Origin of the sequence: Pseudomonas sp. ATCC 43928, from assembly GCF_005938665.2 — a bacterium.
GTDB lineage: Bacteria > Pseudomonadota > Gammaproteobacteria > Pseudomonadales > Pseudomonadaceae > Aquipseudomonas.
Genome location: NZ_CP041753.1, coordinates 4,278,301 through 4,299,312 on the forward strand (window position 1 = coordinate 4,278,301; position 21,012 = coordinate 4,299,312).

At 59.8% G+C, this 21,012-nt stretch carries 24 protein-coding genes; 12 read left to right on the forward strand and 12 right to left on the reverse strand.

Annotation, left to right across the window (positions count from 1 at the left end; genetic code table 11):
- Positions 1-131 precede the first annotated feature (131 nt).
- The 3 genes from FFH90_RS30160 to FFH90_RS19560 form a co-directional block, all read right to left on the reverse strand.
- Complete coding sequence (locus FFH90_RS30160; protein ID WP_178114254.1) at positions 132-1,901, reverse strand: hypothetical protein; 1,770 nt, start codon at positions 1,899-1,901, stop codon at positions 132-134.
- A 138-nt stretch (positions 1,902-2,039) separates the two neighbouring features.
- A complete protein-coding gene (locus tag FFH90_RS19555; RefSeq protein ID WP_111454050.1) occupies positions 2,040-2,963 on the reverse strand; it encodes a LysR family transcriptional regulator in 924 nt (307 codons plus the stop codon).
- A 47-nt stretch (positions 2,964-3,010) separates the two neighbouring features.
- A complete protein-coding gene (locus FFH90_RS19560) occupies positions 3,011-4,006 on the reverse strand; it encodes an MBL fold metallo-hydrolase (RefSeq protein WP_018925551.1) in 996 nt (331 codons plus the stop codon).
- 279 nt (positions 4,007-4,285) lie between these two features.
- Here FFH90_RS19560 and FFH90_RS19565 point away from each other — a divergent pair, with 279 nt between their 5' ends.
- Positions 4,286-4,750 (forward strand): helix-turn-helix domain-containing protein, encoded by a 465-nt coding sequence (locus FFH90_RS19565; RefSeq protein WP_086944974.1) that lies wholly within the window; start codon positions 4,286-4,288, stop codon positions 4,748-4,750.
- A gap of 22 nt (positions 4,751-4,772) precedes the next feature.
- Here FFH90_RS19565 and FFH90_RS19570 read toward each other — a convergent pair whose 3' ends face one another.
- Both FFH90_RS19570 and FFH90_RS19575 read right to left on the reverse strand, forming a co-directional pair.
- Positions 4,773-5,597 carry an alpha/beta fold hydrolase gene (locus tag FFH90_RS19570; RefSeq protein WP_138867893.1) on the reverse strand — a complete coding sequence of 275 codons (825 nt, stop codon included), beginning with the start codon at positions 5,595-5,597 and terminating at the stop codon, positions 4,773-4,775.
- A 32-nt stretch (positions 5,598-5,629) separates the two neighbouring features.
- Positions 5,630-6,205 (reverse strand): flavodoxin family protein, encoded by a 576-nt coding sequence (locus tag FFH90_RS19575; protein ID WP_018925548.1) that lies wholly within the window; start codon positions 6,203-6,205, stop codon positions 5,630-5,632.
- A 343-nt stretch (positions 6,206-6,548) separates the two neighbouring features.
- Here FFH90_RS19575 and FFH90_RS19580 point away from each other — a divergent pair, with 343 nt between their 5' ends.
- A complete protein-coding gene (locus tag FFH90_RS19580) occupies positions 6,549-9,353 on the forward strand; it encodes a winged helix-turn-helix domain-containing protein (protein ID WP_138867894.1) in 2,805 nt (934 codons plus the stop codon).
- Here FFH90_RS19580 and FFH90_RS19585 read toward each other — a convergent pair.
- A complete protein-coding gene (locus FFH90_RS19585) occupies positions 9,318-10,796 on the reverse strand; it encodes a winged helix-turn-helix domain-containing protein (protein WP_138867895.1) in 1,479 nt (492 codons plus the stop codon). The genes FFH90_RS19580 and FFH90_RS19585 overlap by 36 nt on opposite strands.
- Positions 10,797-10,980: 184 nt before the next feature.
- On the reverse strand, positions 10,981-11,931 hold the full coding sequence (locus tag FFH90_RS19590) for a GlxA family transcriptional regulator (protein ID WP_064618769.1): 951 nt from the start codon (positions 11,929-11,931) through the stop codon (positions 10,981-10,983).
- 226 nt (positions 11,932-12,157) lie between these two features.
- Between FFH90_RS19590 and FFH90_RS19595 the strand changes: the two genes are divergently transcribed.
- Positions 12,158-12,880: a pirin family protein gene (locus FFH90_RS19595; protein ID WP_111454054.1), complete on the forward strand. Its 723-nt coding sequence runs from the start codon at positions 12,158-12,160 to the stop codon at positions 12,878-12,880.
- Between the two features lie 118 nt (positions 12,881-12,998).
- Here FFH90_RS19595 and FFH90_RS19600 read toward each other — a convergent pair whose 3' ends face one another.
- The 4 genes from FFH90_RS19600 to FFH90_RS19615 all read right to left on the reverse strand — a co-directional run bounded on the left by FFH90_RS19600 (position 12,999) and on the right by FFH90_RS19615 (position 15,699).
- The gene (locus FFH90_RS19600; protein ID WP_086944977.1) at positions 12,999-13,817 is read right to left on the reverse strand and encodes a helix-turn-helix transcriptional regulator; all 819 of its coding nucleotides are present in this window, start codon (positions 13,815-13,817) and stop codon (positions 12,999-13,001) included.
- Between the two features lie 5 nt (positions 13,818-13,822).
- Positions 13,823-14,362, reverse strand: coding sequence for a kinase inhibitor (locus tag FFH90_RS19605; protein ID WP_026331779.1), 540 nt, complete (start codon positions 14,360-14,362; stop codon positions 13,823-13,825).
- Between the two features lie 122 nt (positions 14,363-14,484).
- A complete protein-coding gene (locus FFH90_RS19610; protein ID WP_018925541.1) occupies positions 14,485-15,078 on the reverse strand; it encodes an NUDIX domain-containing protein in 594 nt (197 codons plus the stop codon).
- Positions 15,079-15,261: 183 nt separating this feature from the next.
- Positions 15,262-15,699 (reverse strand): hemerythrin domain-containing protein, encoded by a 438-nt coding sequence (locus FFH90_RS19615; RefSeq protein WP_018925540.1) that lies wholly within the window; start codon positions 15,697-15,699, stop codon positions 15,262-15,264.
- A gap of 121 nt (positions 15,700-15,820) precedes the next feature.
- Here FFH90_RS19615 and FFH90_RS19620 point away from each other — a divergent pair, with 121 nt between their 5' ends.
- Complete coding sequence (locus FFH90_RS19620) at positions 15,821-16,246, forward strand: GNAT family N-acetyltransferase (RefSeq protein WP_064618773.1); 426 nt, start codon at positions 15,821-15,823, stop codon at positions 16,244-16,246.
- A gap of 61 nt (positions 16,247-16,307) precedes the next feature.
- Here the strand turns inward: FFH90_RS19620 and FFH90_RS19625 are convergent, their stop codons facing one another.
- Positions 16,308-16,658 carry a hypothetical protein gene (locus tag FFH90_RS19625; protein ID WP_007941140.1) on the reverse strand — a complete coding sequence of 117 codons (351 nt, stop codon included), beginning with the start codon at positions 16,656-16,658 and terminating at the stop codon, positions 16,308-16,310.
- Between the two features lie 147 nt (positions 16,659-16,805).
- Between FFH90_RS19625 and FFH90_RS19635 the strand changes: the two genes are divergently transcribed.
- The 8 genes from FFH90_RS19635 (at position 16,806) to FFH90_RS19670 (ending at position 20,972) form a co-directional block, all read left to right on the forward strand.
- The gene (locus FFH90_RS19635) at positions 16,806-17,054 is read left to right on the forward strand and encodes a hypothetical protein (RefSeq protein ID WP_007941139.1); all 249 of its coding nucleotides are present in this window, start codon (positions 16,806-16,808) and stop codon (positions 17,052-17,054) included.
- 18 nt (positions 17,055-17,072) lie between these two features.
- Positions 17,073-17,402: a DUF6388 family protein gene (locus FFH90_RS19640; RefSeq protein ID WP_019648485.1), complete on the forward strand. Its 330-nt coding sequence runs from the start codon at positions 17,073-17,075 to the stop codon at positions 17,400-17,402.
- 98 nt (positions 17,403-17,500) lie between these two features.
- Positions 17,501-17,893 carry a sulfurtransferase complex subunit TusD gene (tusD, locus tag FFH90_RS19645; RefSeq protein WP_026345734.1) on the forward strand — a complete coding sequence of 131 codons (393 nt, stop codon included), beginning with the start codon at positions 17,501-17,503 and terminating at the stop codon, positions 17,891-17,893.
- A 1-nt stretch (position 17,894) separates the two neighbouring features.
- Positions 17,895-18,257, forward strand: coding sequence for a sulfurtransferase complex subunit TusC (gene tusC / locus FFH90_RS19650; protein WP_138867896.1), 363 nt, complete (start codon positions 17,895-17,897; stop codon positions 18,255-18,257).
- Entirely contained in the window at positions 18,257-18,550 is a 294-nt protein-coding gene (gene tusB / locus FFH90_RS19655) for a sulfurtransferase complex subunit TusB (protein WP_064618777.1), read from the forward strand. Before tusC ends, tusB begins: the two co-directional genes overlap by 1 nt.
- Positions 18,547-18,882 carry a TusE/DsrC/DsvC family sulfur relay protein gene (locus FFH90_RS19660; RefSeq protein ID WP_018925534.1) on the forward strand — a complete coding sequence of 112 codons (336 nt, stop codon included), beginning with the start codon at positions 18,547-18,549 and terminating at the stop codon, positions 18,880-18,882. Before tusB ends, FFH90_RS19660 begins: the two co-directional genes overlap by 4 nt.
- Positions 18,879-19,880: a glycosyl transferase family protein gene (locus tag FFH90_RS19665; protein WP_138867897.1), complete on the forward strand. Its 1,002-nt coding sequence runs from the start codon at positions 18,879-18,881 to the stop codon at positions 19,878-19,880. Before FFH90_RS19660 ends, FFH90_RS19665 begins: the two co-directional genes overlap by 4 nt.
- Before the next feature lie 90 nt (positions 19,881-19,970).
- Positions 19,971-20,972 (forward strand): glutathione S-transferase family protein, encoded by a 1,002-nt coding sequence (locus FFH90_RS19670; RefSeq protein WP_111454056.1) that lies wholly within the window; start codon positions 19,971-19,973, stop codon positions 20,970-20,972.
- Positions 20,973-21,012 lie beyond the last annotated feature (40 nt).

A 21,012-nucleotide genomic window follows, 5' to 3' on the forward strand; every position in this document is an offset into this window, starting at 1 on the left:
AACGATAAAGACCAGGCCCAAAGCGCACAAGCCGGCGGATTCTGGCGCAGTCGTAGGCAACGGCGCAAGGATCTGTAGCTTTCATCAAGTAACGATAAACGCCGTTAAACACACCTCCCGCCAGCCCTTCTTCAAGGAATGGCCCGAATGGTGTACTGACGTGCGGCGAAGACCACCGCCGTCGCCGGATTCGGAACCTGATCCATATTGACCCTGAAGTGAATGGACAACGTGCTGCCTTCCGCCAGTTCCTTCAAATAACTGTACAAAACGGTAACGCTGTAGCGGCCGTTCAACACCCAACTTCGATGGACTGCGAAGTTGGGGCCCGTCCACATGGTGAGATTGTGGCTGCCCCCACTGGCGTTCTGGCCCTCAAAATCCAGCCAGATCGGCTGACCGGAGGCAATAAGCGGCCAACCGCCAAACAGGAGCGTTGCCCCGGCTTGCACATTGGCCAGATTCAGCACCGTCGTACCGTTCGCCTGGGTGATTACCGGAGGGACGAACCAGTTTGCCGGAATAGTCCCGATGTTCAGGACAAGCGGCCGTGAAACCACCGGGAGTGCTGTTCCGCGATCATATTCGAAGCTCACCGTCACCCGTTTGCCCAAGCTGAAAGCCAACAGCGAAACGGGCAGCTGGATTATCCTGGGTCGGATGGTAGTGCCGGCCTGAACGGTATTGGTGGTGTGTGAGCCCGCAGCGGGTGTTCCTGGCGCAGCAGTCCAGATGACCCTGATCCTGTCATCGGCCTGCATGTTGTAATCCAGGACAGCCGTCAGCCTCGTCAATGCCGCAATAGGATCCAGATTGCCGTTATCAGGCGCCTCTGCAATCGTCAGCTCCAGGTTTTGCAGCACAACGTTGATTGTCCATGGGCTGGACGCCCCTCCACTGCCATCCGCCGGCTTAACCGTGAAAACGTGCAAGCCGCCCGTCAATACAGCCACCTTATACGTCCAGGCGCTACCAACAGCTATGACCGTGCCTTGGGGGGTTGGCCCATCAAAAATTTCCACTTCACCGCCAGCCCCGGCACTGCCGCTTAACGTAACGCTAGTGTGAGGGGTGTCTGCGCCATCGGCGATGTCCTGGCCGTCGGGACCGGTGACCGACAAGATCGCGGGCGGGGTCGCTGCGTTTGTCAGGACGATATAGTTTCGATGGGCAAACGGCTGGGCAAGGGACTCATCCGGGCTCCCTTGCAGCCCCACCATCAACTTCAGGGTCAGTACGCTGCGGTCCTTGAGCCCTTGCAAGGCATTGGCGGAGTGGCTTCGCTCGTAAAAACCGAAACGGATGAATTCGTCAGTGATGACATTGCTCGGCGCACTCCAGTACCTCATACGGAAATCGCTGCCGTCGGCGTTCTTGCCCTCAAGCCACAACCAAAGGAATTGACCCCGAGCGCTCAAGGGCCACGCGTTGATACGCAGGGTAATGTCGGTCAGGCCATTGATGTCCAGTATCGGACCTTCCCCGGACTGTTCTGCCTGAGTGATGAAGGGACGAGGCAAATCGCGTTGCGCCAGAGGCAGCACGTACACGACCTGTGGCTCTGAAGTCACGGGTGCAGCGGTGCCGCGAATGATGGTGTAAGTCACCGTCACCGTCTGGCTCAGATTGAAGAGTACTAGCGAAACCGGGATTCGAATCACCAGCGGCCGAGTGTTACCGGCGTTGATGAAAGCCGTAGTGAGAGAGCCGTTTGCTCCGGAGCCCGGTGCACCTGTCCAGGCCACACTCACCTGGTCGGTGGGCTGCAACGTCGGATCGGTCACCTCGATCATGAGGGTATTCCTCACGTCCACCGGATTGAGGAGGGACTGATTGGCGCTTTCCTGGATGACAGGAGGCGGTGGGCTGCCGGCGTTCACTGTGGCGGTAGCGATGTTCATTGTTCTGTCCCTGTGCATGATCGATCCGGCCCCCGAAAGAGCATTGAATGAATCACACACCGACGCGCGGGCACGCGCTACTGTCAGAACTTATAGGTGTGCGGCTGTTTCGGACGAACGGCGCGGCGCGGTTTCGCCTTACACAGCCGGAATATCCAGCGAGGCCGACATGAACTGGCTGATCCGCGACCGCAGCCATTTCTCGGCGGGATCGTTGTCATGCACCCCGCTCCAGGCCATCGACAGTTGCGCCGCATCAATGGGAAACGGCGGATCTTCGGCGCGCAAGGCACAGCCCTCCACCAACGCGCACGCGGCATAGTCCGGGACAGTGGCAATCATTTCCGTGCCAGCGAGCAACGCGCGCAAACCACTGAATTGCGGTACGCCGAGCACCACGCGGCGGGTGCGGCCGACCTTGGCCAAATCGACGTCGATGTTGCCGCTCAAGTCGCCGGAGAACGACACCATGGCATGCGGGCGGGAGCAGTATTCGTCCAGCGTCAGCGGCCCCGGTCTGCTGTCTCCGCGCAGGACTTTGCAGGGAATGTCGCGCAGTTTTTTGCGTTTGGCATTGGCCGGCAGATCCGTGGTGTAACTCACCCCCACCGAGATTTCCCCCGACGCCAGCAACGTCGGCATCAACAGATAATTGGCACGGCGTACCACAACCACGATCCCCGGTGCCTCTTCCTGCAACTGGCGCAGCAACGGTGGAAACAGCCCGAACTCGGCGTCGTCCGACAGCCCGATACGAAACACATCGCAGCTGCTGGCCGGGTCGAATTCCTTGGCCCGGCTGACCGCCCCCGAGATGGTGTCCATCGCTGGTTGCAGCTCCTTGAGAATCGCCAGCGCCCGCGCCGTCGGTTCCATGCCACGACCGTTGCGCAGCAACAACGGATCGTCGAACAAATCACGCAACCGGCCCAGCGCGGCGCTCACCGCCGGTTGGCCCATGAACAGTTTTTCGGCGACTCGGGTCAGGTTCTTTTCGAACATCAGCGCTTCGAAAATCACCAGCAGGTTCATGTCGACACGGCGCAGATCGTTACGGTTCATGGGCACGGTTCCCTTTTGTGTTCAGCCAGGCGCAAGTGTGTCGGACTTTACTCGATCATCGGCACTTTCGCCGCTCGTTTGTAAGGCCCGTACTCGATCGGTACCCACTGGAAATGCTTGTCCACCGCGGTGATATGGCCGACACCCGGAAACGGCAAATGCGCCGCCGTGACCCAGATCTTGCTGGCCGCCGCATCGCTGAACACCTTGGCGCGGCTCTTGATCGCCTGCTGATTGTCGACGTCGAAACGAATTGACACCTCAGGATGCTCGAACTGCACCGCCAGGTTATGCACCAGATCGCCCATGAACAGAATGCTCTGACCTTGGGAGTTGAACCGATACGTGGTACTGCCCGGTGTGTGCCCGGCCTCCAGCTCGGCATCGACAACGCCCGGCACTGGCGACTGCCCGGCAGTAAAGGTTTTGAAACGGCCCGCCGCGATATACGGCGCGGTTGAGTCCTGGGCGATCTTGAAGAATTCCCTGGCACCGGCCGGTGCCTTGGCCATGGCCTGGGGATCAAGCCAGTAATCGGCTTCTGCCTTGGCCGCGTACACCGTTGCGTTGGCGAACACGGGCTTTTGCTGCCCATCCACCAACCCGCACACATGATCCAGATGCAGGTGAGTGAGCAGGATGGTATCGACCTGTTCCGGCTGGTAACCGGCGGCTTTCATGTTCGCCGACAGTTGGCCCGCCGTGGCACCGATGCACTGCCCTGCTCCGGTATCCACCAGAATCAATTGTTTGCCGGTATTCACCAGAAACGCATTGAACGCGGTTTGCACCCCCGGCGTTTCAATCGAACGACGAGCCAGCAACGCGCGGATCTGGTCTTGGGTCAGCCCCTCGAGCAGTTTGGGCGACAGGTCGTTGTAGCCATCGAACAACGCCGTCACCTCGTAGTCGCCCACCGCGAGCCGGTAATAACCGGGCACCTGAGTGTTCACCTGAGCCGGTGCCTGGGCCAGGCTGATGCCAGACATCAGCGCCAATGCCAGGCCAAGTCCGCCAAGTGTGCAAACGCGGGATTGCTTCATGAGATCACCCTTGATCGAGCCAGAAAAAGCGGCCCAGTCCAGGCCGCTACACGTCGCCCATCTTGCATGACCGTGCATCGGTGCGAATTGCAGTGATGTGCTCAGTTGGCGCATTTTCACCCTTAAGCCTGACTGCGGAATTAACAACGTTTAACTCGCAAGCCAAAGTCCTCGCGGCCAAGAATGAAGCCTTCTGCGCAGACTTGTTTTTCAGACAAGGGAACGTGCTGACCCACCGTGCAGTGCATCCGCGCGCGCCCATCGACACGGACATTGGCCATGGCTCTCATTCAGCAAAACGCGATCAAGGCGTGTGCCATTGAAACGCAAAAGAAAACCACGGGGGGCCTTAGCCCCTGGCGCGAAACTCTGGTCAAGCAACTGATCCTCGACCACCTCGACGACACCCTGGAAGTGACCGAACTGGCACGGGTCTGTGCCCTGTCGCGCAGTCATTTTTCCCGTGCGTTCAAATGCAGCACCGGTGTTTCGCCGCAGGACTGGATCCGACAGCAACGCATTGCCCGAGCCAAACAATTGATCCAGAACACCGACCTGACCCTGACGCAAATCAGCCTGGAATGTGGCTTCTGCGACCAGGCGCATTTCTCCCATATCTTCACCCGCAGCGAAGGCATCACACCGTTTGCCTGGCGCTGCCGTGCCATGCGTACTCTTCCCTCTCACAACAGCAAAAGATCGCAGCCTTCGCCAGCGCCTACAGGTGCTCACATGTCCCTGTAGGCGCCGGCGCCTTTGATTTTGATCAGCCCTTGATGAACGCCAGCAGATCTTCGTTGAGTTGATCCTTGTGGGTATCGGTCAGGCCGTGTGGAGCTCCCGGATAGACTTTCAATGTGGAGCCCTTGACCAGTTTTGCCGAGGCGATGCCCGAGGCTTCAATCGGCACCACCTGATCGTCGTCGCCATGCACCACGAGGGTCGGCACGTCGAACTTCTTCAGGTCTTCGGTGAAGTCGGTTTCAGAGAACGCCTTGATGCAGTCGTACGCATTCTTGTGGCCGGAAGCCATGCCCTGCAGCCAGAACCAGTCGATCATGCCTTGCGAAGGTTTGGCACCCGGCCGGTTGAAACCGAAGAACGGACCGCTGGCCAGATCCTTGTACAACTGCGAACGGTCGACCAAAGACGCCTGACGAATACCGTCGAACACTTCCATCGGCAGGCCGCCCGGGTTGGCCTCGGTCTTGAGCATCTGCGGCGGCACCGATGAAATCAGCCCGGCCTTGGCCACGCGTCCAGTACCGTAGCGACCGATGTAGCGCGCCACTTCGCCACCGCCAGTGGAGAAACCGAACAACACAGCGTTTTGCAGATCCAGATGCTCGATCAACTGCGCCAGGTCATCGGCGTAGGTGTCCATGTCATTGCCGAACCATGGCTGGCTCGAACGGCCGTGACCACGGCGGTCATGGGCGATGACCCGGTAGCCTTTGGAGGCCAGGAAGATCATCTGCGACTCCCAACTGTCGGCGTTCAACGGCCAACCGTGGCTGAAGACGATCGGCTGACCGGTGCCCCAGTCCTTGTAGTAAATCTCGGTGCCGTCTCGGGTAATAAAGGTGCTCATTACGACTCTCCTGATGCATGGGTTTACGACGATTAACAAGAGGTTTGAGCCAGGCGTTCGGCCAGGCGCGCCACCCGCTCGCCCAAATGTGCGGCGGTGCGGCGGTCTTCCAGGGGCGGAGCAAATTCGGGGGATTGCTCGACGTTCGATTGGGCCATCGCCCCCAGCGAACTGCCGAGCCGGTTCAACTGCCCGTCGAACAGGCCGAGGCTGCTGCGCGCCGGCAGCAGGTCGAGGCCGACCCAGATCATCGAGTGCTGGGCGGCGAACACCGCCATCTGCAGCAAGGTATTGAGCTTGTCGCCACACAGGCATCCGGAGTTGGTAAACCCGGCAGCGAGCTTGTCGCGCCAGGGCTGGGCCAGGTAGAACGAGGCGGTGGCCTCCATGAAACCCTTGAAGGCTGCCGAGGCGCTGCCCATGTAGGTGGGGGCGCCGAAGATGATTGCATCGGCACGGTGCAAGCGCTCCCAGTGATCGTCCACTTCCTCCACCGGAATCAGCCGACAGGTGCTGCCCAAGTGTCGTTCCACCCCCAGGCCCACGGCTTCGGCCATGACCCGGGTGTGCCCGTAACCACTGTGATAGACCACCACCACGTTGCTCATTCCGGCTCCTCCAGAAGTGTTCGTCCTTTTTGCGGCACGCTTTTTGTTGCACTTTCTGTTGCAAAAAGGCCGATACCTTCGGCTACTTGAAGAAATGGATTTTTGAGCGTAGACCGGATCGGTACGAGTTAAACGTTGTTAATTTTCTGCCGTACACCCATGGCCACGGCGTGCCGTTCACCAGCGCTGAGTCCAATAAATACGGGGCCGCCGGGCACCGACGGCAAGGCCGCAGCCGTTGCACCTGCTGCCGGGATGTATGACGCCACGTTGCGCTACCGAAAAAACCTTAGGAATATGCCTGGATACCGCGCGATAGACGGATGCAAGCAGGAGTGACCCGTTGACCCTTACCCCCGAACAGGCCATCCATTTCGGCCCCTACCGGATCTACCCTGGCCAACGCCTGGTAATGGAGGCCGACCAGCCCCTGCGCTTGGGCAGGCAAGCCATGGACATTCTGTTGATGTTGCTGGAGCACGCAGGCCAGGTGGTGAGCAAGCAGCAACTGATCGCGCGGGTCTGGCCCAAAAGCGTAGTGGAAGACACCAACCTGCGCGTGCACATGGCGGCACTGCGCAAAGCCCTCGGTGACGGTCAGGCCGGCCAGCGTTACATCGTCACCGTCGCCCAGCGCGGCTACAGTTTTGTCGCGCCGTTTTCCCTGGAGTCCATCGAACAACATCCCCAAAACGACGCCAATGAACCGGGCGGCCATAACCTGCCGGTGCGCCGGACTCGCATGATCGGCCGTCAGGCCCTGGTCGACAGACTGCTGGCGCAACTCTCACAGCAACGTTTCATCACCCTCGTGGGCCCCGGTGGGATCGGCAAGACGACCGTGGCGCTGCGCGTCGCCGAGCAACTGATCGGTCGCTATCGAGACGGCATTCGCCTGGTGGACCTGGCACCGATCAACTGCCCTTTGATGATCGGCGCGCACCTGGCGACAGCGCTGGGCTTGCCGTTGCATGACGCCGACCCCATGAACGGGCTCGCCACATGCTTGCGCGAACGGCAGATGCTGCTGGTCATCGACAACTGCGAACACCTGATCGATGCCATTGCGTTGCTCAGCGAAAGCATCCTGCGCGCGGCGCCCCAAGTGCACATTCTGGCTACCAGTCGCGAAAGCCTGCGGGCCGAAGGCGAATACGTGCAGCGCCTGGAATCACTGGACTGCCCGCCGCCCATCGCCGTGCTCGACCGCGCTCAGGCCCTGACGTTTTCGGCGCTGCAATTTTTTGTCGAGCGGGCGATGGCCAGCCACGACAGCTTCGAACTGAGCGAAGCCGACCTGCCGCTGGCGATTGAAATCTGCCGACGTCTGGACGGCATCCCGTTGGCGATCGAACTGGCAGCGGCGCAGGTCGGCAACCTGGGTTTGAGCGGCTTGCTGTCGCAACTGCAAGACAGCTTTCGCCTGCTCGCCCAAGGCTGCCCGACCACCATGGGCCGCCATCAGACCCTGCGCGCCACGCTGGACTGGAGCTTCGAACTGCTCAATGCCTGCGAGCAGACGTGCCTGCGTCGACTGGGGATATTCCGGGGCGCTTTTACCCTGGAATCGGCGGCTGCCGTGATTGTCGGCCAGTACGTCGAGCCCGATGTGGTGTTTGCCTCGATTACCCAATTGGTGGCCAAGTCATTGCTGAACGTGGAAGTCGGCGATGAAGAAGTGTTCTACCGTCTGCTCGACACCACACGTGGCTATGCGCTGGAAAAACTCGACCAGGCCCAAGAGCTGGCGGACACCCGAGAGCGCCACGCCGAATGCTGCCTGGCCTTGATGCAGCAGGCGCAAAGTGAATGGGAACACACCCAGAGCGAGCGCTGGACCGAGCGTTACGCCCGCAGCCTGGACGACATTCGTGCAGTCCTGGATTGGGGCTTGAACGCTCAAGGGCCGCAGGCCTTGGCCATCCGTCTCGCCGCGACCTCGGCACCGCTCTGGCAAGAGCTGTCGCTGCTCAAGGAATACGGCGCGTACGTGCGCAAAGCCCTGGCGTTGCTCGAAACGACGCACCAGCCCTGTCCGCGTTTGACCATGAACCTCAAGCTTGCCCTCGGCAGTTCCTGCTACCACACCCAGGGCAATAGCACCGAAGCCGTCGAAGCCTTCGTCAGCGCCAAACACCTGGCCGAACACTGCAACGATATGGCCGGTCAGCTCAAAGCGATTTCCGGGCACCTGGCGGTTGATCTCAGTTGCGGCAACTACCAACTGGCCCTGGAGCAGAGCCGACAATTCGAGCGGTTGAGGCCGCACGACGACGCGATGACGGCCCTCAGCACCCAACGCTTGCGGGTCCTGGCCCTGCATTTTGCCGGGGATCAGGCACTGGCGCGGGAGAATGCCGAACAGGTCATTCAACGTCTGGCCCAGAGCGGCCAGCTCAACCGCTTCACCCATGGCTTTGGCGTGCAATACGACCAGAGCGTGGCGGCCCTGACGATTCTGGCGCGCATTCTCTGGCTGCAAGGGCTCCCGGAAAAAGCCTGGCATACCGCACGACAGGCGCTCGACATCGCGATGCAAATCAATCATGGCACGTCCATCTGCTACACCCTGGCGCTGTCCGGTTGCCTGATCGCCCACTACAACGGCAACACGCCGGTCGCCCGCGAGCTCCTGGCCTTGCTGCTTGAGCAGGCGAAGAAACACTCGGTGTTGCTGTTCTACACCTGGGCCAAACATTACGCGCAGGTGATCGACGGAACTGATGCGCCCTCATCCCCGCGAACGGACACCGGGTTGGTCAAGGAAATCATGGTCACTCTGGGCAGCCGTTTCATCGATGATGCGTTGCTGGAGCGGGCCGAAAACGGCGCGGCGGGCTGGAGCACGGCAGAAATTCTGCGGGCTCGGGCCGACGCGTTACTGGCGCAGGATTGCCCGAGCAGTGCTGACGCGGCCGAGGCGGTGCTGCTCAAGGCTTTAGCCGTGGCAAAAAACCAGGGAGCGCTGGCCTGGGAACTGCGCAGTGCGACATCGCTGGCCCAGTTGTGGCAGCGTCAGGGCCACTTCCGGCAAGCCCATGAGCTGCTGGCGCCGATTTACCAGCGCTTCACCGAAGGCTTCGCCACACCAGACCTGATCAAAGTCCGGCGGTTACTCGACGAGTTGCAGCGCGACCTGCCCGACTGATGTCCCGTGGGCCCGGCTGATGTAGCGCTCATAACGCAGTTCGAAGGCACGCAAGTAACCGCTGTTTTCGAGTTTCTCCAGGGCGTAGGTGCGCGTGGTATTGAGGAAACGGTAGCGCGTCACGCCGCTGCCCTGCTCCACCGACAGCAGCGATTTATTCGCCAGACTCTCCACCACGTTAACCAGGCTTGCGGGCAGCAACATCGCGCCACTGACCACGCCAATCGCTGCGTCCAGGGTGAACGCCATCTTGAACACCGCCAGCCGCTGCAACACGATCTGTTCCAACGGGCTCAGCCGTTCATAGCTCCAGTCCAGTGCGGCTTTGAGATTCTGATGCCGTGGCACGGCGGTGCGTCGACCTTGGCTCAACAGCTGAAAACAGTTGCCCAGTTGCGCTTGCAACCCCACCAGCGCCAATGCATCGATCTGCGCCGCCGCCAGCTCAATGGCCAGGGGCAAGCCATCCAGCCGACGACAGATTTCACGCACAGCCTTCAGATCCTGTTGGCGCAAGGCAAACCCTTGCTGACGGGCTCGGGCGCGGCTGACCAACAGCTGCACCGCTGAATACCCCATGGCCTCGTCCACGCTATAAATCACCGAGGCTGGCGGCACCGTCAGGGGCGGTAACCGCAGCAGCGTTTCCCCCGCTGCTCGCAGCGGTGAGCGACTGGTGGCGAGGATCGACAGTCGAGGTGCCGAGGCCAACAGATCGTCCACCACTGTCCTGCAACGTTCGAGCAGGTGTTCGCAGTTGTCGAGCACCACCAAGGCATGCCGTTGCGCCAACGCGTTTGCGCCAACGTCTAGTTCCAGGGTGCGCGACAGATGATCGACAAGCTGCGATGGGTCATCGATGGCCGACAGGTCAACCATCCAGACACCATCCCGATAGTGCTGCAACAGCAACTCGGCCACGCGCAACGCCACGGTGGTCTTGCCGATGCCCGCAGGGCCGATCAGGGTCATGAAGCGTCGAACCGGCAACTGCCGGACCACGCTGCCGACGATCGAGTCGCGACCGGTCACCGGTGTGAGCCGCGCAGGCAAGTTGTGTTGAGGCTTGTGCACGGTTTCGACCAGCACCGGCGTGCCCGCCCGATCGTGCTGCACCGGGGCGATGAAGCTATAACCGCGCTGGGGAATATTAACGATATAAGGCTGCCCGTTCGGCCCATCGCCGAGCGCTCGACGCAGGGCGGCAATGTGGACGCGCAAGTTGATTTCCTCGACCACCGAGGTCGGCCATACGTGGGCAATCAGCGCCTCTTTGCTGACCACCGCACCAGCGTGCTCAACCAGCACCTGCAAAATGTCCAGGGCTCGCCCGCCCATGCGCAGCGGCCGATCACCGTCCAGGATCAACCGCTGATGCAAGTGGAATGCGTAGGGCCCGAACCGCAGCACCGTGTCACTGTTTATCTCTCTGAGGTTGTTCATGCACGTTCATATGCTGAAAACCTGGCTCGGCTCAAGGAACTGCAAGCTCCATCGATCCCGCCCATCCAGGCTCCGCACCTCCCAAAAAAGAGTTCACGGGTATCTTGGCAGGCATGGGTGACGGTACAACGGCCATGGGAGGAGCGTCACGGTCATCGCGGTGCGCACGACGGACAACAGCGCGTTAACTGAACTGCTCGCGGTACTGGGTGGGGGTCAGGCCGAGCTTTTCACTGAATAGAAAACGCATGTGCCGCACGCTGCCGAAGCCACTTTTATAGGCCACGGTCTTGAGCGGCAGCTCGCTGGTTTCCAACAGATTCCTGGCGTGATCGATGCGCGCGCTTTGCAGAAACTCCATCGGCGTCATATTCACTTCCCGGGTGAAAACCCTGGCGAAGTGCCGCGCACTCATGTTCACCAGACTGGCCATACGCTCGATACCGAACGCTTCGTCGAGGTGTTCGAGCACATGGTTCTGCACCCGGGTGACCGGCGTTTCCTGGGGGCCCACCGCGGCCATCAATGGACTGAACTGCGCCTGCCCGCCCTGGCGTTTCATCACTACCAGCAGCACTTTGGCGACGTCCTGGGCGACTTTCTTGCCGTGGTCCTGGGCAACCACCGCCAGCGCCAGGTCGATACCGGCGGTGACACCGCCGGAAGTGATGAGGTTGCGGTCCTGCACGAAAATCTGATCGGTCTCGACGACAGCCTTGGGGAAGCCTTTGATCAGTCGTTCGGTGTAATGCCAGTGAGTGGTCACGCGAAAGCCGTCCAGCAATCCGGCATGCCCGAGCACGAACGCGCCGGTGCAGATCGACCCGTATCGGTCAGCACGGCTGATGGCTCCCCGAAGCCAGTCGAGCAGCGGCGGATACTTTTCGTTGTAGGCCCCCGGCCCACCCGGCACCAGCAACACATCGTAGCGCCCGTTCGCCTGATCAATGTGCAGATCAGCCTGGACACTGACGCCGTTGGAGGCCCGCAATGCGCCCTGCACGGTGCCGATGGTCAACAGCTCGTATCGGTCCGCCGGTTGCAGATAACGATTGGCGATGGAAAACACTTCCATGGGGCCGGCCATGTCGAGCAGGAGAAAGTCTGGGAACAACACCATTGCCACGGTTTTCATGGGTTCAAGGTCACTAATAGAGAACTGTTCAATACCATTGCGCCGCCCACGGGTCTGGCGCCCGACATTATGGCCACATGTAACAACAAGCATACATGAACCCGTTCACACAACTGTCAACCTGTGCGAGACAGTATTTCAATTTTCATCTACTTACTGCACTTTCAGGTAAACATTAACCTTCTCCTCACTCGGACGAATTCACGTCCTGACAGGAGATTTCATCATGCTGACCCTTCGCAAAGCTTCGGATCGCGGTGCGGCCAATCACGGTTGGTTGAAGTCGTTCCATACCTTTTCCTTTGCCAACTACCGCAACCCACGGGAACAGGGCTTTTCCGACCTGTTGGTGATCAACGACGACCGCGTAGCCGCAGGCAAAGGCTTTGGACAGCACCCTCATCGCGACATGGAGATTTTCTCCTACGTGCTCGAAGGCGCGCTGGAACACAAGGACACTTTAGGCACCGGTTCGGTGATCCGCCCTGGTGACGTGCAACTGATGAGTGCCGGCAGTGGCGTGGCGCACAGTGAATACAACCACTCATCGACACGCCCGGTGCACTTCCTGCAAATCTGGATCGTGCCTGACGTCAGCGGCGCCAAACCGCGTTATCAGCAAGAGCATTTCAGCACCCAGAAAAAACGCGGCCGCTTGCAGTTGATCATCTCCCCGGATGGGGCCAAGGGCTCGTTGAAAGTCCGGCAGGATGCGCGGGTGTATGCCGGCCTGATCGACGGCAAGGAAAGCGCCACGCTGGAACTGGCTGCCGATCGCTACGCCTATGTGCATGTGGCGCGGGGCAGTGTCGAGCTGAACGGCCTGCCGTTACAGGAAGGCGACGGCGTACGGGTTCGCAAAGAACAGGTACTGACCTTGAGCAATGGCGTGGATGCCGAGGTACTGGTGTTTGATTTGCGGCCGCAGGAATTGCCGGAAATGCCGTGACTTTGTGGCGAGGGAGCTTGCTCCCTCGCCACAGGGACCGGCGGTTAAGGTTTTCGCCGGGTACAAAAAAACGGCCGACAGGCCGTTTTCACTCGAATCAAATCAAGTACAGGAATACCTAAATCGCCGCGCGCAATTCCCGTGGCGACAGACCGTAATGTGAGCGAAAGCGCACGGCAAAACGTGAGGCCGAGGCGTAGCCGCTGGCACCGGCAATTTCACCGATGGGCCGGGAAGTGGTTTGCAACCATTGCAACGCGGTCGCCAGTCGAACGCTTTCCAGAATATTCCTGAAGCTGCTCCCCTCATTGGCCAGTTGGCGACGCAAAGTCGACTCACCGAGATTCAGGTGTTGAGCGACGCTCGCAACCGTCCAGTCGCTCTCAGGGCTGCCCATCAGCAACTGCTGCACACGCTCGCACAGTGGATCATTGCGATCCATCAGCAGCGGTCCGGCCTGGCCATTGAGGCCCAGGCTGAGCAGAACCGCTTCCCCATAGTGGGTGCGTAATGCATCCGGCGCGTTGGCATTGATGGCGGCCAGTAATTGATCCCATGCCTGCGTCGTGTGCCTGTCCAGAGGAACACACAGATCTGTCTTCGGGGCACGGTGACCATTCATGATCTGCCGGCCATATCGGCTGCTGAAGTTGCGCAGTGTCGAACCGGGAAAGGTCACGACATCGGCGATGTAGTGACCGTGAAGACCGGGGAAGTTCGAGATACCAAGCTCACGCCCGGCCGGCAACAGAATCAGATGTTGCGGCCCAGCGCGCATCTCCCGGTCATCCCATTGCAACAGTTTTTCCCCCTGTCGCACTCGACACAAGGCAGTCGCGAATATCGGCACCCGTTGCAAGGTATGAGGCTGCCGCGCCCGGATGACACACGCATCGATAATGTTTTCCCGGTGCTGGATGCCGTCACAAGGGCGCATCGTTCTTAACGTCCGTAAGTTGAAGTGATGGTCGCTTTGGCCAAGGCGTTGGCATTGAGCATATAGCCCACCAAGGCTCCGCTGGCCTGGCTGTCGAGTGGCAACTTGTCGACTTTCAACGCCCATACGGTGAATTGATAGCGATGGGGCTTATCCCCCACAGGAGGGCACGCTCCGCCAAATCCCGGTTGGCCATAATCGGTTCGTCCTTGTACGGCACCGGCAGGCAGGTTCGAACCGACCCCGCTTGGCAAACTTTTGGTTGAAGCCGGTAAGTTGACCACTGTCCAATGCCACCAGCCGCTGCCGGTCGGCGCATCAGGGTCATAGACCGTGATCGCGTAACTTTTAGTCTCCGCCGGGGCGTTGGACCAGGACAGTTGCGGAGACGTATTACCCCCTTCACAACCGAAACCCTGGAATACCTCGCGACTGGTCAGCGGGCGATTTTCAGCAATATCCTGGCTTGTCAGCGAGAAGTCGGCTGCGTGCCCAGTGAGGACGACCCCCATGGACAAAGCGGATAGGATAATTCGGATGTTCATCGTGACCTCATCGGTGTCTTGGCGTGAAGCACGAGTCTAGAGAGAGCAAAGGCTGATTACTGTGCCGAAACGCTCGACCATTGTGCCTGAACGCTCTCTCGATCCAGGCACACCCCGCCGACTCAGACCGGTCCGAAAATGTCCTTCATCGCCGCATACTGCAGCAGCATGATGGTCTTGGCATCGCAGATCTCCCCGCGATAAAACGCCTCAAGGGCGTCGTCGAATTTCCACTCCAGCACTTCCAGTTCTTCGGTTTCGTCTTCCAGCCCACCGCCCTCGCTGACTTTCGAAGAGGCGTCGTACTCGGCAATAAAGAAATGCAGTTTCTCCGTGACCGAACCGGGGCTCATGTAGGACTCGAACACCTTCTGCACATGGTGGACGCGATAGCCGGTTTCTTCCTCAGCTTCAGCGCGAATGCGCTCTTCAGGCGCAGCGCCTTCCAGCAGCCCCGCCGCCACTTCAATCAACAAACCATCATGGCCGTTGACGAACACCGGCAACCGGAACTGGCGAGTCAGCACGACGGTTTTCTTCTCGCGGTTGAACAGCAGAATCGCCGCGCCGTTGCCACGGTCGTAGACCTCGCGGCTCTGGCGCTGCCAGTCGCCGTTGTTGCGCAGGTAATCGAACGTGATTTTCTTCAGCAGATACCAGTTGTGGGACAACACCTGAGACTCGATGATGTTGACCCGCTCGGCTGTGTTCGACATGACAATCCATCCCTATTTTCGTCAGAAGACGTCCATGTTAGGCGAAAACAGAAAAGCCCGGCATGGTTGCCGGGCTTCTTTTTTTCTAACTGTCCAATCCTTCAGAACGGATTCAGAGGGTCGGTGTTACTTGAAATCCAATTGGCCTACACGCCAAAGCAACAAATGATTGCGTGCTTCAGGTCAGGGCAACTGCGCCTTATATTCTTTCTGGTACTGCCCGGCGAGTGATTCCTTTTGCTTGTTGTCGAGCAGTTTGCCGGCCATTTGAAAGAACTTCTGCTCTTCCTCTTTCAGGTGGTGATGGACCTTTTCCGAGAGCTTTTTGGCAGTGATCAGCCAAGCGGCGCTGGACATCTCAGTCTCGTCCAGTTCCTCCATCATTTCGTCCATTTCATGGTGTTCGGAAATGGCGTGGCGACTCAGGTCCATGCCATTGTCGAATGCCATCAACGGGATGTAGAAATGGCGTTCTTCGGCCGTTGCGTGGGCGTGCAGTTCGGCTTTGAGCTGTTTGTAAGCCTCTAGCCGTTCTGGGGTGTCGCCGTGGGTCTTGATCAGGGCGACGGCATAGCTACGCTGGCGATCATGGCTTTCGCGCAAGGCTTCAAAGATATCCACGGGCGGTCCTCATGGGTGCATTGCGAATGACATTATTGAGGCTAGACCTCCCGGCGCACCCGGGAGTTCCAAACAAACTGCGATCGCGATAGGCTCCCTCTTTGCCATATGGATGTAGCCCATGACCCTGCGAATTGAACTGTCGACAAACGCCACTCAGGAAGAGCGCGAAGCAATCCTCACACCGCTGCGCGCCTACAACGCCTCAAAGGCCGGGCCCACGGTGTCAGAGCAGATTGCCTTGCTGGTGCGCGATGACAACGACGAGATTCTCGGCGGGCTTTATGGCCGGGTGTTTTACCAATGGTTTTTCATTGAGTTGTTGTCGGTGCCGGACCAGGCACGGGGCCAAGGGCTGGGCTCGAAGCTGATGCAGATGGCCGAAGACCTGGCGCGGGAGAAAGAGTGCATCGGGATCTGGCTGGACACCTTCGACTTCCAGGCGCCGGAGTTCTACAAAAAACACGGCTTCAGCGAACTGGGGCAGATTGCCGATTATCCGCCAGGCCATAAGCGTTTCTTTTTCCAGAAGCGTTTGATTGATTAAAACGCAAACGTTGTGGGAGCGAGCCTGCTCGCTCCCACAGGGGGACTGCCTCATAAACCTCTTACAGGCAGGTCGCCAACGCCGCCAAACGACGCTTGGCAACAAAATCATCATGCTGGGCGTAGTAGCTCAAGGCCGTGCCTGAAGCATCGCTGGTCACGTCCACGAAAGATTCGGCCGAACGGGTGTAGACCGTCGAGCCGCCCTTCTTGCCCGGCTGCAAATACGCACCGGCATCGACGCCGAACACCGCCTCGTCCTGCCAGGCAAACTGCACGCACTGGGCGACGACTTTTTCCGGTTTGTCCGAGGTCAGGGTTTTGTACGGGGTTTTGGTGCGGGCGTCGTTCATCGCCGATCCGGCGCAGCCCGCCAGCAAGGTTGCGGCCAGCGCCACCATCAGAATTCGCATTGCGTTCGCTCATCAGGAAAAAGCGGACTGTACCACCGCGGCGCGGCGTATCGTTCTGCTTTACTTCATTTATACCGCGACACCGCGCAACGATTCGCGCACCCTGTCGCGCCGATAGCCTCGCATCGCCCATTTTTCAGGAAAGCCATGACACCCAATGCCGAGTTCTACAAACCCTCCACCGACTACGCCGACAAACTGATCAGCCAGATCGGCCAGACGCCGGCCTGGATCGCCAAGCGAATTGGCGTCACCGACAAGCGGATTCGTTACATTCTCGACGGCGAAAGAACCGTCAAAGGCGAAACCACGCCGATCCAGATGACCTACACCGAGCAGTTTGCCCTTGAGTGTCTGGCTGCGGCTGCCAAGGCGAGCAAAAAGCAGTCTTCGTAATCCCCTCAAGGAGTGACCATGGCGGCAACCGAACAGCAACACGAACAGGCGCTGAGGAAATTTCTCGATGAACGCCCTGAGCTGCGTCTTGAGCTCGACAATCTCAATCCCCTGCTCGCCCAGGCCAAAGGCGAGACGATGGCGCAGTACCGCGACGAACGCTTGCATGAAGCGTTCGAAGCCGAGGCCGAGCGCCTGGGTTTGTTTGCCTGGGAGCTGACACTGCAACTGACCACCGCCACGCCCGAGGAATATCAGGCCCAACGCATGGAAGTGCACAAGGAAGTTGCAGAGATGGCCGGCATGAACTGGCTTGAGTATTGCGAGTTGTACGGGCTGACCAAATAATCCTCGCGATGGCAGCGACTCGGTCTGCGAGTAAACGCCCTTCGCCGCTCTGCCGATAAAGCTTTATCATGGCCGCAGTTTTGCTGATCGAGTCCGTCATGAAATTCGCCATTGCGCTGTTTTCCGCCGCCCATGCGCCCTCCTCGCGCCGTGCCTTGCTGTTCGCCCAGGCCGCGCTGGCCGGCGGGCATGAGATTGTCCGGCTGTTTTTCTATCAGGATGGCGTCTACAACGCGTCCGGCAGTGTGGTCACGCCTCAGGATGAGCAGGACTTGCCCAAGCAATGGCGCACCTTTGTCAGCGAGCATCAACTCGATGGCGTGGTCTGCATCGCCGCCGCCCTGCGTCGTGGCGTGCTGAACGAGGAAGAAGCCCAGCGCTATCAGCGTGAAGCGGTCGCCGTGGGCGCGCCGTGGGAATTGTCCGGCCTTGGCCAGTTGCATGACGCGGTGCAGGACGCTGACCGCCTGATCTGTTTCGGAGGCGCGTGAGATGGCTAAATCCTTGCTGATTATCAGCCGTCAGGCGCCGTGGTCCGGGCCGAATGCGCGCGAAGCGCTAGACATTGTATTGGCCGGCGGCGCCTTCGATCTGCCGATCGGGCTGCTGTTTCTTGATGACGGCGTGTTCCAGCTCGCTGCGAAACAGGACGCCAAGGCATTGCAGCAGAAAGACCTGAGCGCCAACCTGCAAGCCTTGCCGATGTTTGGCGTCGAAGATCTGTTCGTGTGCGCTGACAGCGTAGCGGCCCGAGGCCTGGCCCCCAAAGGTCTGTCGCTTGAAGAAGCCCGGGTACTGAGCGCCCAGGACATCACCGCCCTTATTGACCGTTACGACCAGGTGATCACCCTCTGATGTCGACTTTGCATGTGTTGTCTCATTCCCCTTTCGGCGACGAGCGCCTGAGCAGTTGCCTGCGCGTGATCGGCCCCAACGATGCGCTGCTGCTGAGTGGCGATGCGACCTATGCCCTGCAGCCAGGCACCGCGCCATTCAGCTCTTTGCATGCTCGCAACCTGAAACTGTTCGTACTGGCCGAAGACGCGCAGGCCCGTGCTCTGCAAGTTCCGGACTGGGCCAGTGCCATTGACTACCCCGCCTTCGTCGAACTGTCGATTCACTATGACAAGGTCAACAGTTGGCTATGAAATCCCTGACCGTTGGCGCCCGCGCCATTGAACTGGACAAGGACGGTTTCCTGGTGGAACTGAGCGACTGGTCTACCGAGGTGGCCACCGCCCTCGCCGCCGCTGAAGACATCGAGTTGAGCCCGGAACATTGGGAAATCCTCGAACTGCTGCGCAGTTTCTACGACGAATTCCAGTTGTCCCCGGCGACCCGCCCGCTGATCAAGTACACCGCATTGAAGCTCGGCCCCGACAAGGGCAACAGCCTGCACCTGAACCGACTGTTCAAAGGCACCCCTGCCAAACTCGCCGCGAAACTGGCGGGCCTGCCCAAACCGACGAATTGCTTATGACCGACTATCCAGCGCTGACCCTCGAAACGCCCGCCGAGCACCCGTTCGCCCAGTTCGTGCGGATTCTTGGCAAAGGCAAACGCGGCGCCCGCGATCTGACCCGCGAAGAAGCCCGCCAAGCCATGGGCATGGTGCTCGACGACAAGGTCGAGGACACCCAGCTCGGCGCGTTCCTGATGCTGTTGCGGCACAAGGAAGAGAGCGCCGAGGAAATGGCCGGGTTCACCGAAGCCTTGCGTGAACGCCTGAATCCACCGGCACTGGCGGTCGATCTGGACTGGCCGACGTACGCAGGCAAGAAGCGGCATTTGCCGTGGTATCTGCTGGCGGCCAAGTGCCTGGCGCAGAACGGCGTGCGCATCTTCATGCACGGCGGTGGCGCGCACACGGCGGGGCGGCTCTACAGTGAACAACTGCTCGAGACGCTGAACATACCGTTATGCCGCAACTGGCAGCAGGTCGGTGCGGCCCTCGATCAGGGCGGTCTGGCGTTCATGCCATTGGTGGACTGGGCTCCCCAGCTTCAGCGAATGATCGACCTGCGCAACACCCTGGGCCTGCGCTCGCCGATCCATTCCCTGGCGCGGATTCTCAACCCGCTTGGCGCCCGTTGTGGCCTGCAAAGCATTTTCCACCCCGGCTACCAGGCGGTGCATCGCGATGCCAGCGGTCTGCTCGGGGACACGGCAATCGTCGTCAAGGGCGATGGCGGCGAGATTGAGATCAACCCGGACGCCGACAGTCACCTGTATGGCACCACCGGCGGCGAAAGCTGGGATGAAGAATGGCCGCAGCTGTCGAGCCAGCGCCACGTCAAACCGGCGAGCCTGGACCCGGAGCACTTGAAAGCCGTATGGCGTGGCGACGTGGTCGACAGCTACCCGCAAATGGCGCTGATCTCGACCATGGCCCTGGCCTTGCGCGGCCTCGGCCAGCCCCGCAAACAAGCCTTCGAAACCGCCCAGCAATATTGGGACGCCCGGGACCGATCGATTTAATCGATCATAACAGCCCAACCTTTGCGCTTTTTGTTCGAACCTATGCGCATAGACTCCTCTCCAACGCTTATAGGTTGAGGAGTCAGGCACATGGGTTTGTTAGTCGAAGGTCGCTGGCAGGATCAGTGGTACCAAAGCAGCAAGGATGGCGCGTTCCAGCGTGAACAGGCGCAGCGTCGCAACTGGCTGACTGCCGATGGCAAGCCAGGCCCGAGCGGCGTCGGTGGTTTTGCCGCCGAGGCCGGTCGCTATCATCTCTATGTGTCCCTCGCCTGCCCGTGGGCCCACCGCACGCTGATCCTGCGCAAACTCAAAGGCCTTGAAAGCCTGATCGACGTGTCGGTGGTCAGCTGGTTGATGCTGGAAAACGGCTGGACCTTCGATAAAAACCTCGGATCGACCGGCGACAAGCTCGATCATTTCAATTTCATGCACCAGCGCTACACCGCCGATACCGCCGACTACACCGGCCGCGTCACCGTGCCGGTGTTGTGGGATAAACAGACCAACCGCATCGTCAGCAATGAATCGGCGGAGATCATCCGCATGTTCAACAGTGCGTTCGATGACTTGACCGGCAATGACCTGGATTTCTACCCGGCACCGCTGCGCAGCGAAATCGACGCCCTGAACGAGCGGATTTATCCAGCAGTGAACAACGGCGTCTATCGCGCCGGGTTTGCCACCTCGCAGCAGGCTTACGAAGAAGCGTTCGATGAGTTGTTTGCCGAGCTGGATCGGCTGGAGCAACTGCTGGGCGCGAACCGTTACCTGACCGGTGAATACCTGACCGAAGCGGATATTCGCCTGTTCACCACGCTGATTCGTTTTGATGCGGTGTATCACGGCCACTTCAAATGCAATCTGCGGCGGATTGCCGATTATCCGAACCTGTCGAACTGGCTACGGGAGATTTATCAGTGGCCCGGGATTGCCGAGACGGTGGATTTCACCCACATCAAGAACCACTACTACGGCAGCCACAAGACCATCAATCCGACCGGGATAGTGCCGAAAGGACCGGCGCAGGATTTCACCGGGGCGCATGATCGGGGGCGATTGAGTGGGAAAGAGGTTTGGCGCAAGGCCTGAGGTTGATCGTTCCCACGCTCTACGTGGGAACGATCACAAC

Coding starts and splice junctions, on each gene's coding strand:
- FFH90_RS30160 (WP_178114254.1), bottom strand. CDS start 1,901: ATGAACATCGCTACCGCCACAGTGAACGCCGGCAGCCCACCGCCTCCT.
- FFH90_RS19555 (WP_111454050.1), bottom strand. CDS start 2,963: ATGAACCGTAACGATCTGCGCCGTGTCGACATGAACCTGCTGGTGATT.
- FFH90_RS19560 (WP_018925551.1), bottom strand. CDS start 4,006: ATGAAGCAATCCCGCGTTTGCACACTTGGCGGACTTGGCCTGGCATTG.
- FFH90_RS19565 (WP_086944974.1), top strand. CDS start 4,286: ATGGCTCTCATTCAGCAAAACGCGATCAAGGCGTGTGCCATTGAAACG.
- FFH90_RS19570 (WP_138867893.1), bottom strand. CDS start 5,597: ATGAGCACCTTTATTACCCGAGACGGCACCGAGATTTACTACAAGGAC.
- FFH90_RS19575 (WP_018925548.1), bottom strand. CDS start 6,205: ATGAGCAACGTGGTGGTGGTCTATCACAGTGGTTACGGGCACACCCGG.
- FFH90_RS19585 (WP_138867895.1), bottom strand. CDS start 10,796: ATGAACAACCTCAGAGAGATAAACAGTGACACGGTGCTGCGGTTCGGG.
- FFH90_RS19590 (WP_064618769.1), bottom strand. CDS start 11,931: ATGAAAACCGTGGCAATGGTGTTGTTCCCAGACTTTCTCCTGCTCGAC.
- FFH90_RS19595 (WP_111454054.1), top strand. CDS start 12,158: ATGCTGACCCTTCGCAAAGCTTCGGATCGCGGTGCGGCCAATCACGGT.
- FFH90_RS19600 (WP_086944977.1), bottom strand. CDS start 13,817: ATGCGCCCTTGTGACGGCATCCAGCACCGGGAAAACATTATCGATGCG.
- FFH90_RS19605 (WP_026331779.1), bottom strand. CDS start 14,362: ATGAACATCCGAATTATCCTATCCGCTTTGTCCATGGGGGTCGTCCTC.
- FFH90_RS19610 (WP_018925541.1), bottom strand. CDS start 15,078: ATGTCGAACACAGCCGAGCGGGTCAACATCATCGAGTCTCAGGTGTTG.
- FFH90_RS19620 (WP_064618773.1), top strand. CDS start 15,821: ATGACCCTGCGAATTGAACTGTCGACAAACGCCACTCAGGAAGAGCGC.
- FFH90_RS19625 (WP_007941140.1), bottom strand. CDS start 16,658: ATGCGAATTCTGATGGTGGCGCTGGCCGCAACCTTGCTGGCGGGCTGC.
- FFH90_RS19635 (WP_007941139.1), top strand. CDS start 16,806: ATGACACCCAATGCCGAGTTCTACAAACCCTCCACCGACTACGCCGAC.
- FFH90_RS19640 (WP_019648485.1), top strand. CDS start 17,073: ATGGCGGCAACCGAACAGCAACACGAACAGGCGCTGAGGAAATTTCTC.
- tusD (WP_026345734.1), top strand. CDS start 17,501: ATGAAATTCGCCATTGCGCTGTTTTCCGCCGCCCATGCGCCCTCCTCG.
- tusC (WP_138867896.1), top strand. CDS start 17,895: ATGGCTAAATCCTTGCTGATTATCAGCCGTCAGGCGCCGTGGTCCGGG.
- tusB (WP_064618777.1), top strand. CDS start 18,257: ATGTCGACTTTGCATGTGTTGTCTCATTCCCCTTTCGGCGACGAGCGC.
- FFH90_RS19660 (WP_018925534.1), top strand. CDS start 18,547: ATGAAATCCCTGACCGTTGGCGCCCGCGCCATTGAACTGGACAAGGAC.
- FFH90_RS19665 (WP_138867897.1), top strand. CDS start 18,879: ATGACCGACTATCCAGCGCTGACCCTCGAAACGCCCGCCGAGCACCCG.
- FFH90_RS19670 (WP_111454056.1), top strand. CDS start 19,971: ATGGGTTTGTTAGTCGAAGGTCGCTGGCAGGATCAGTGGTACCAAAGC.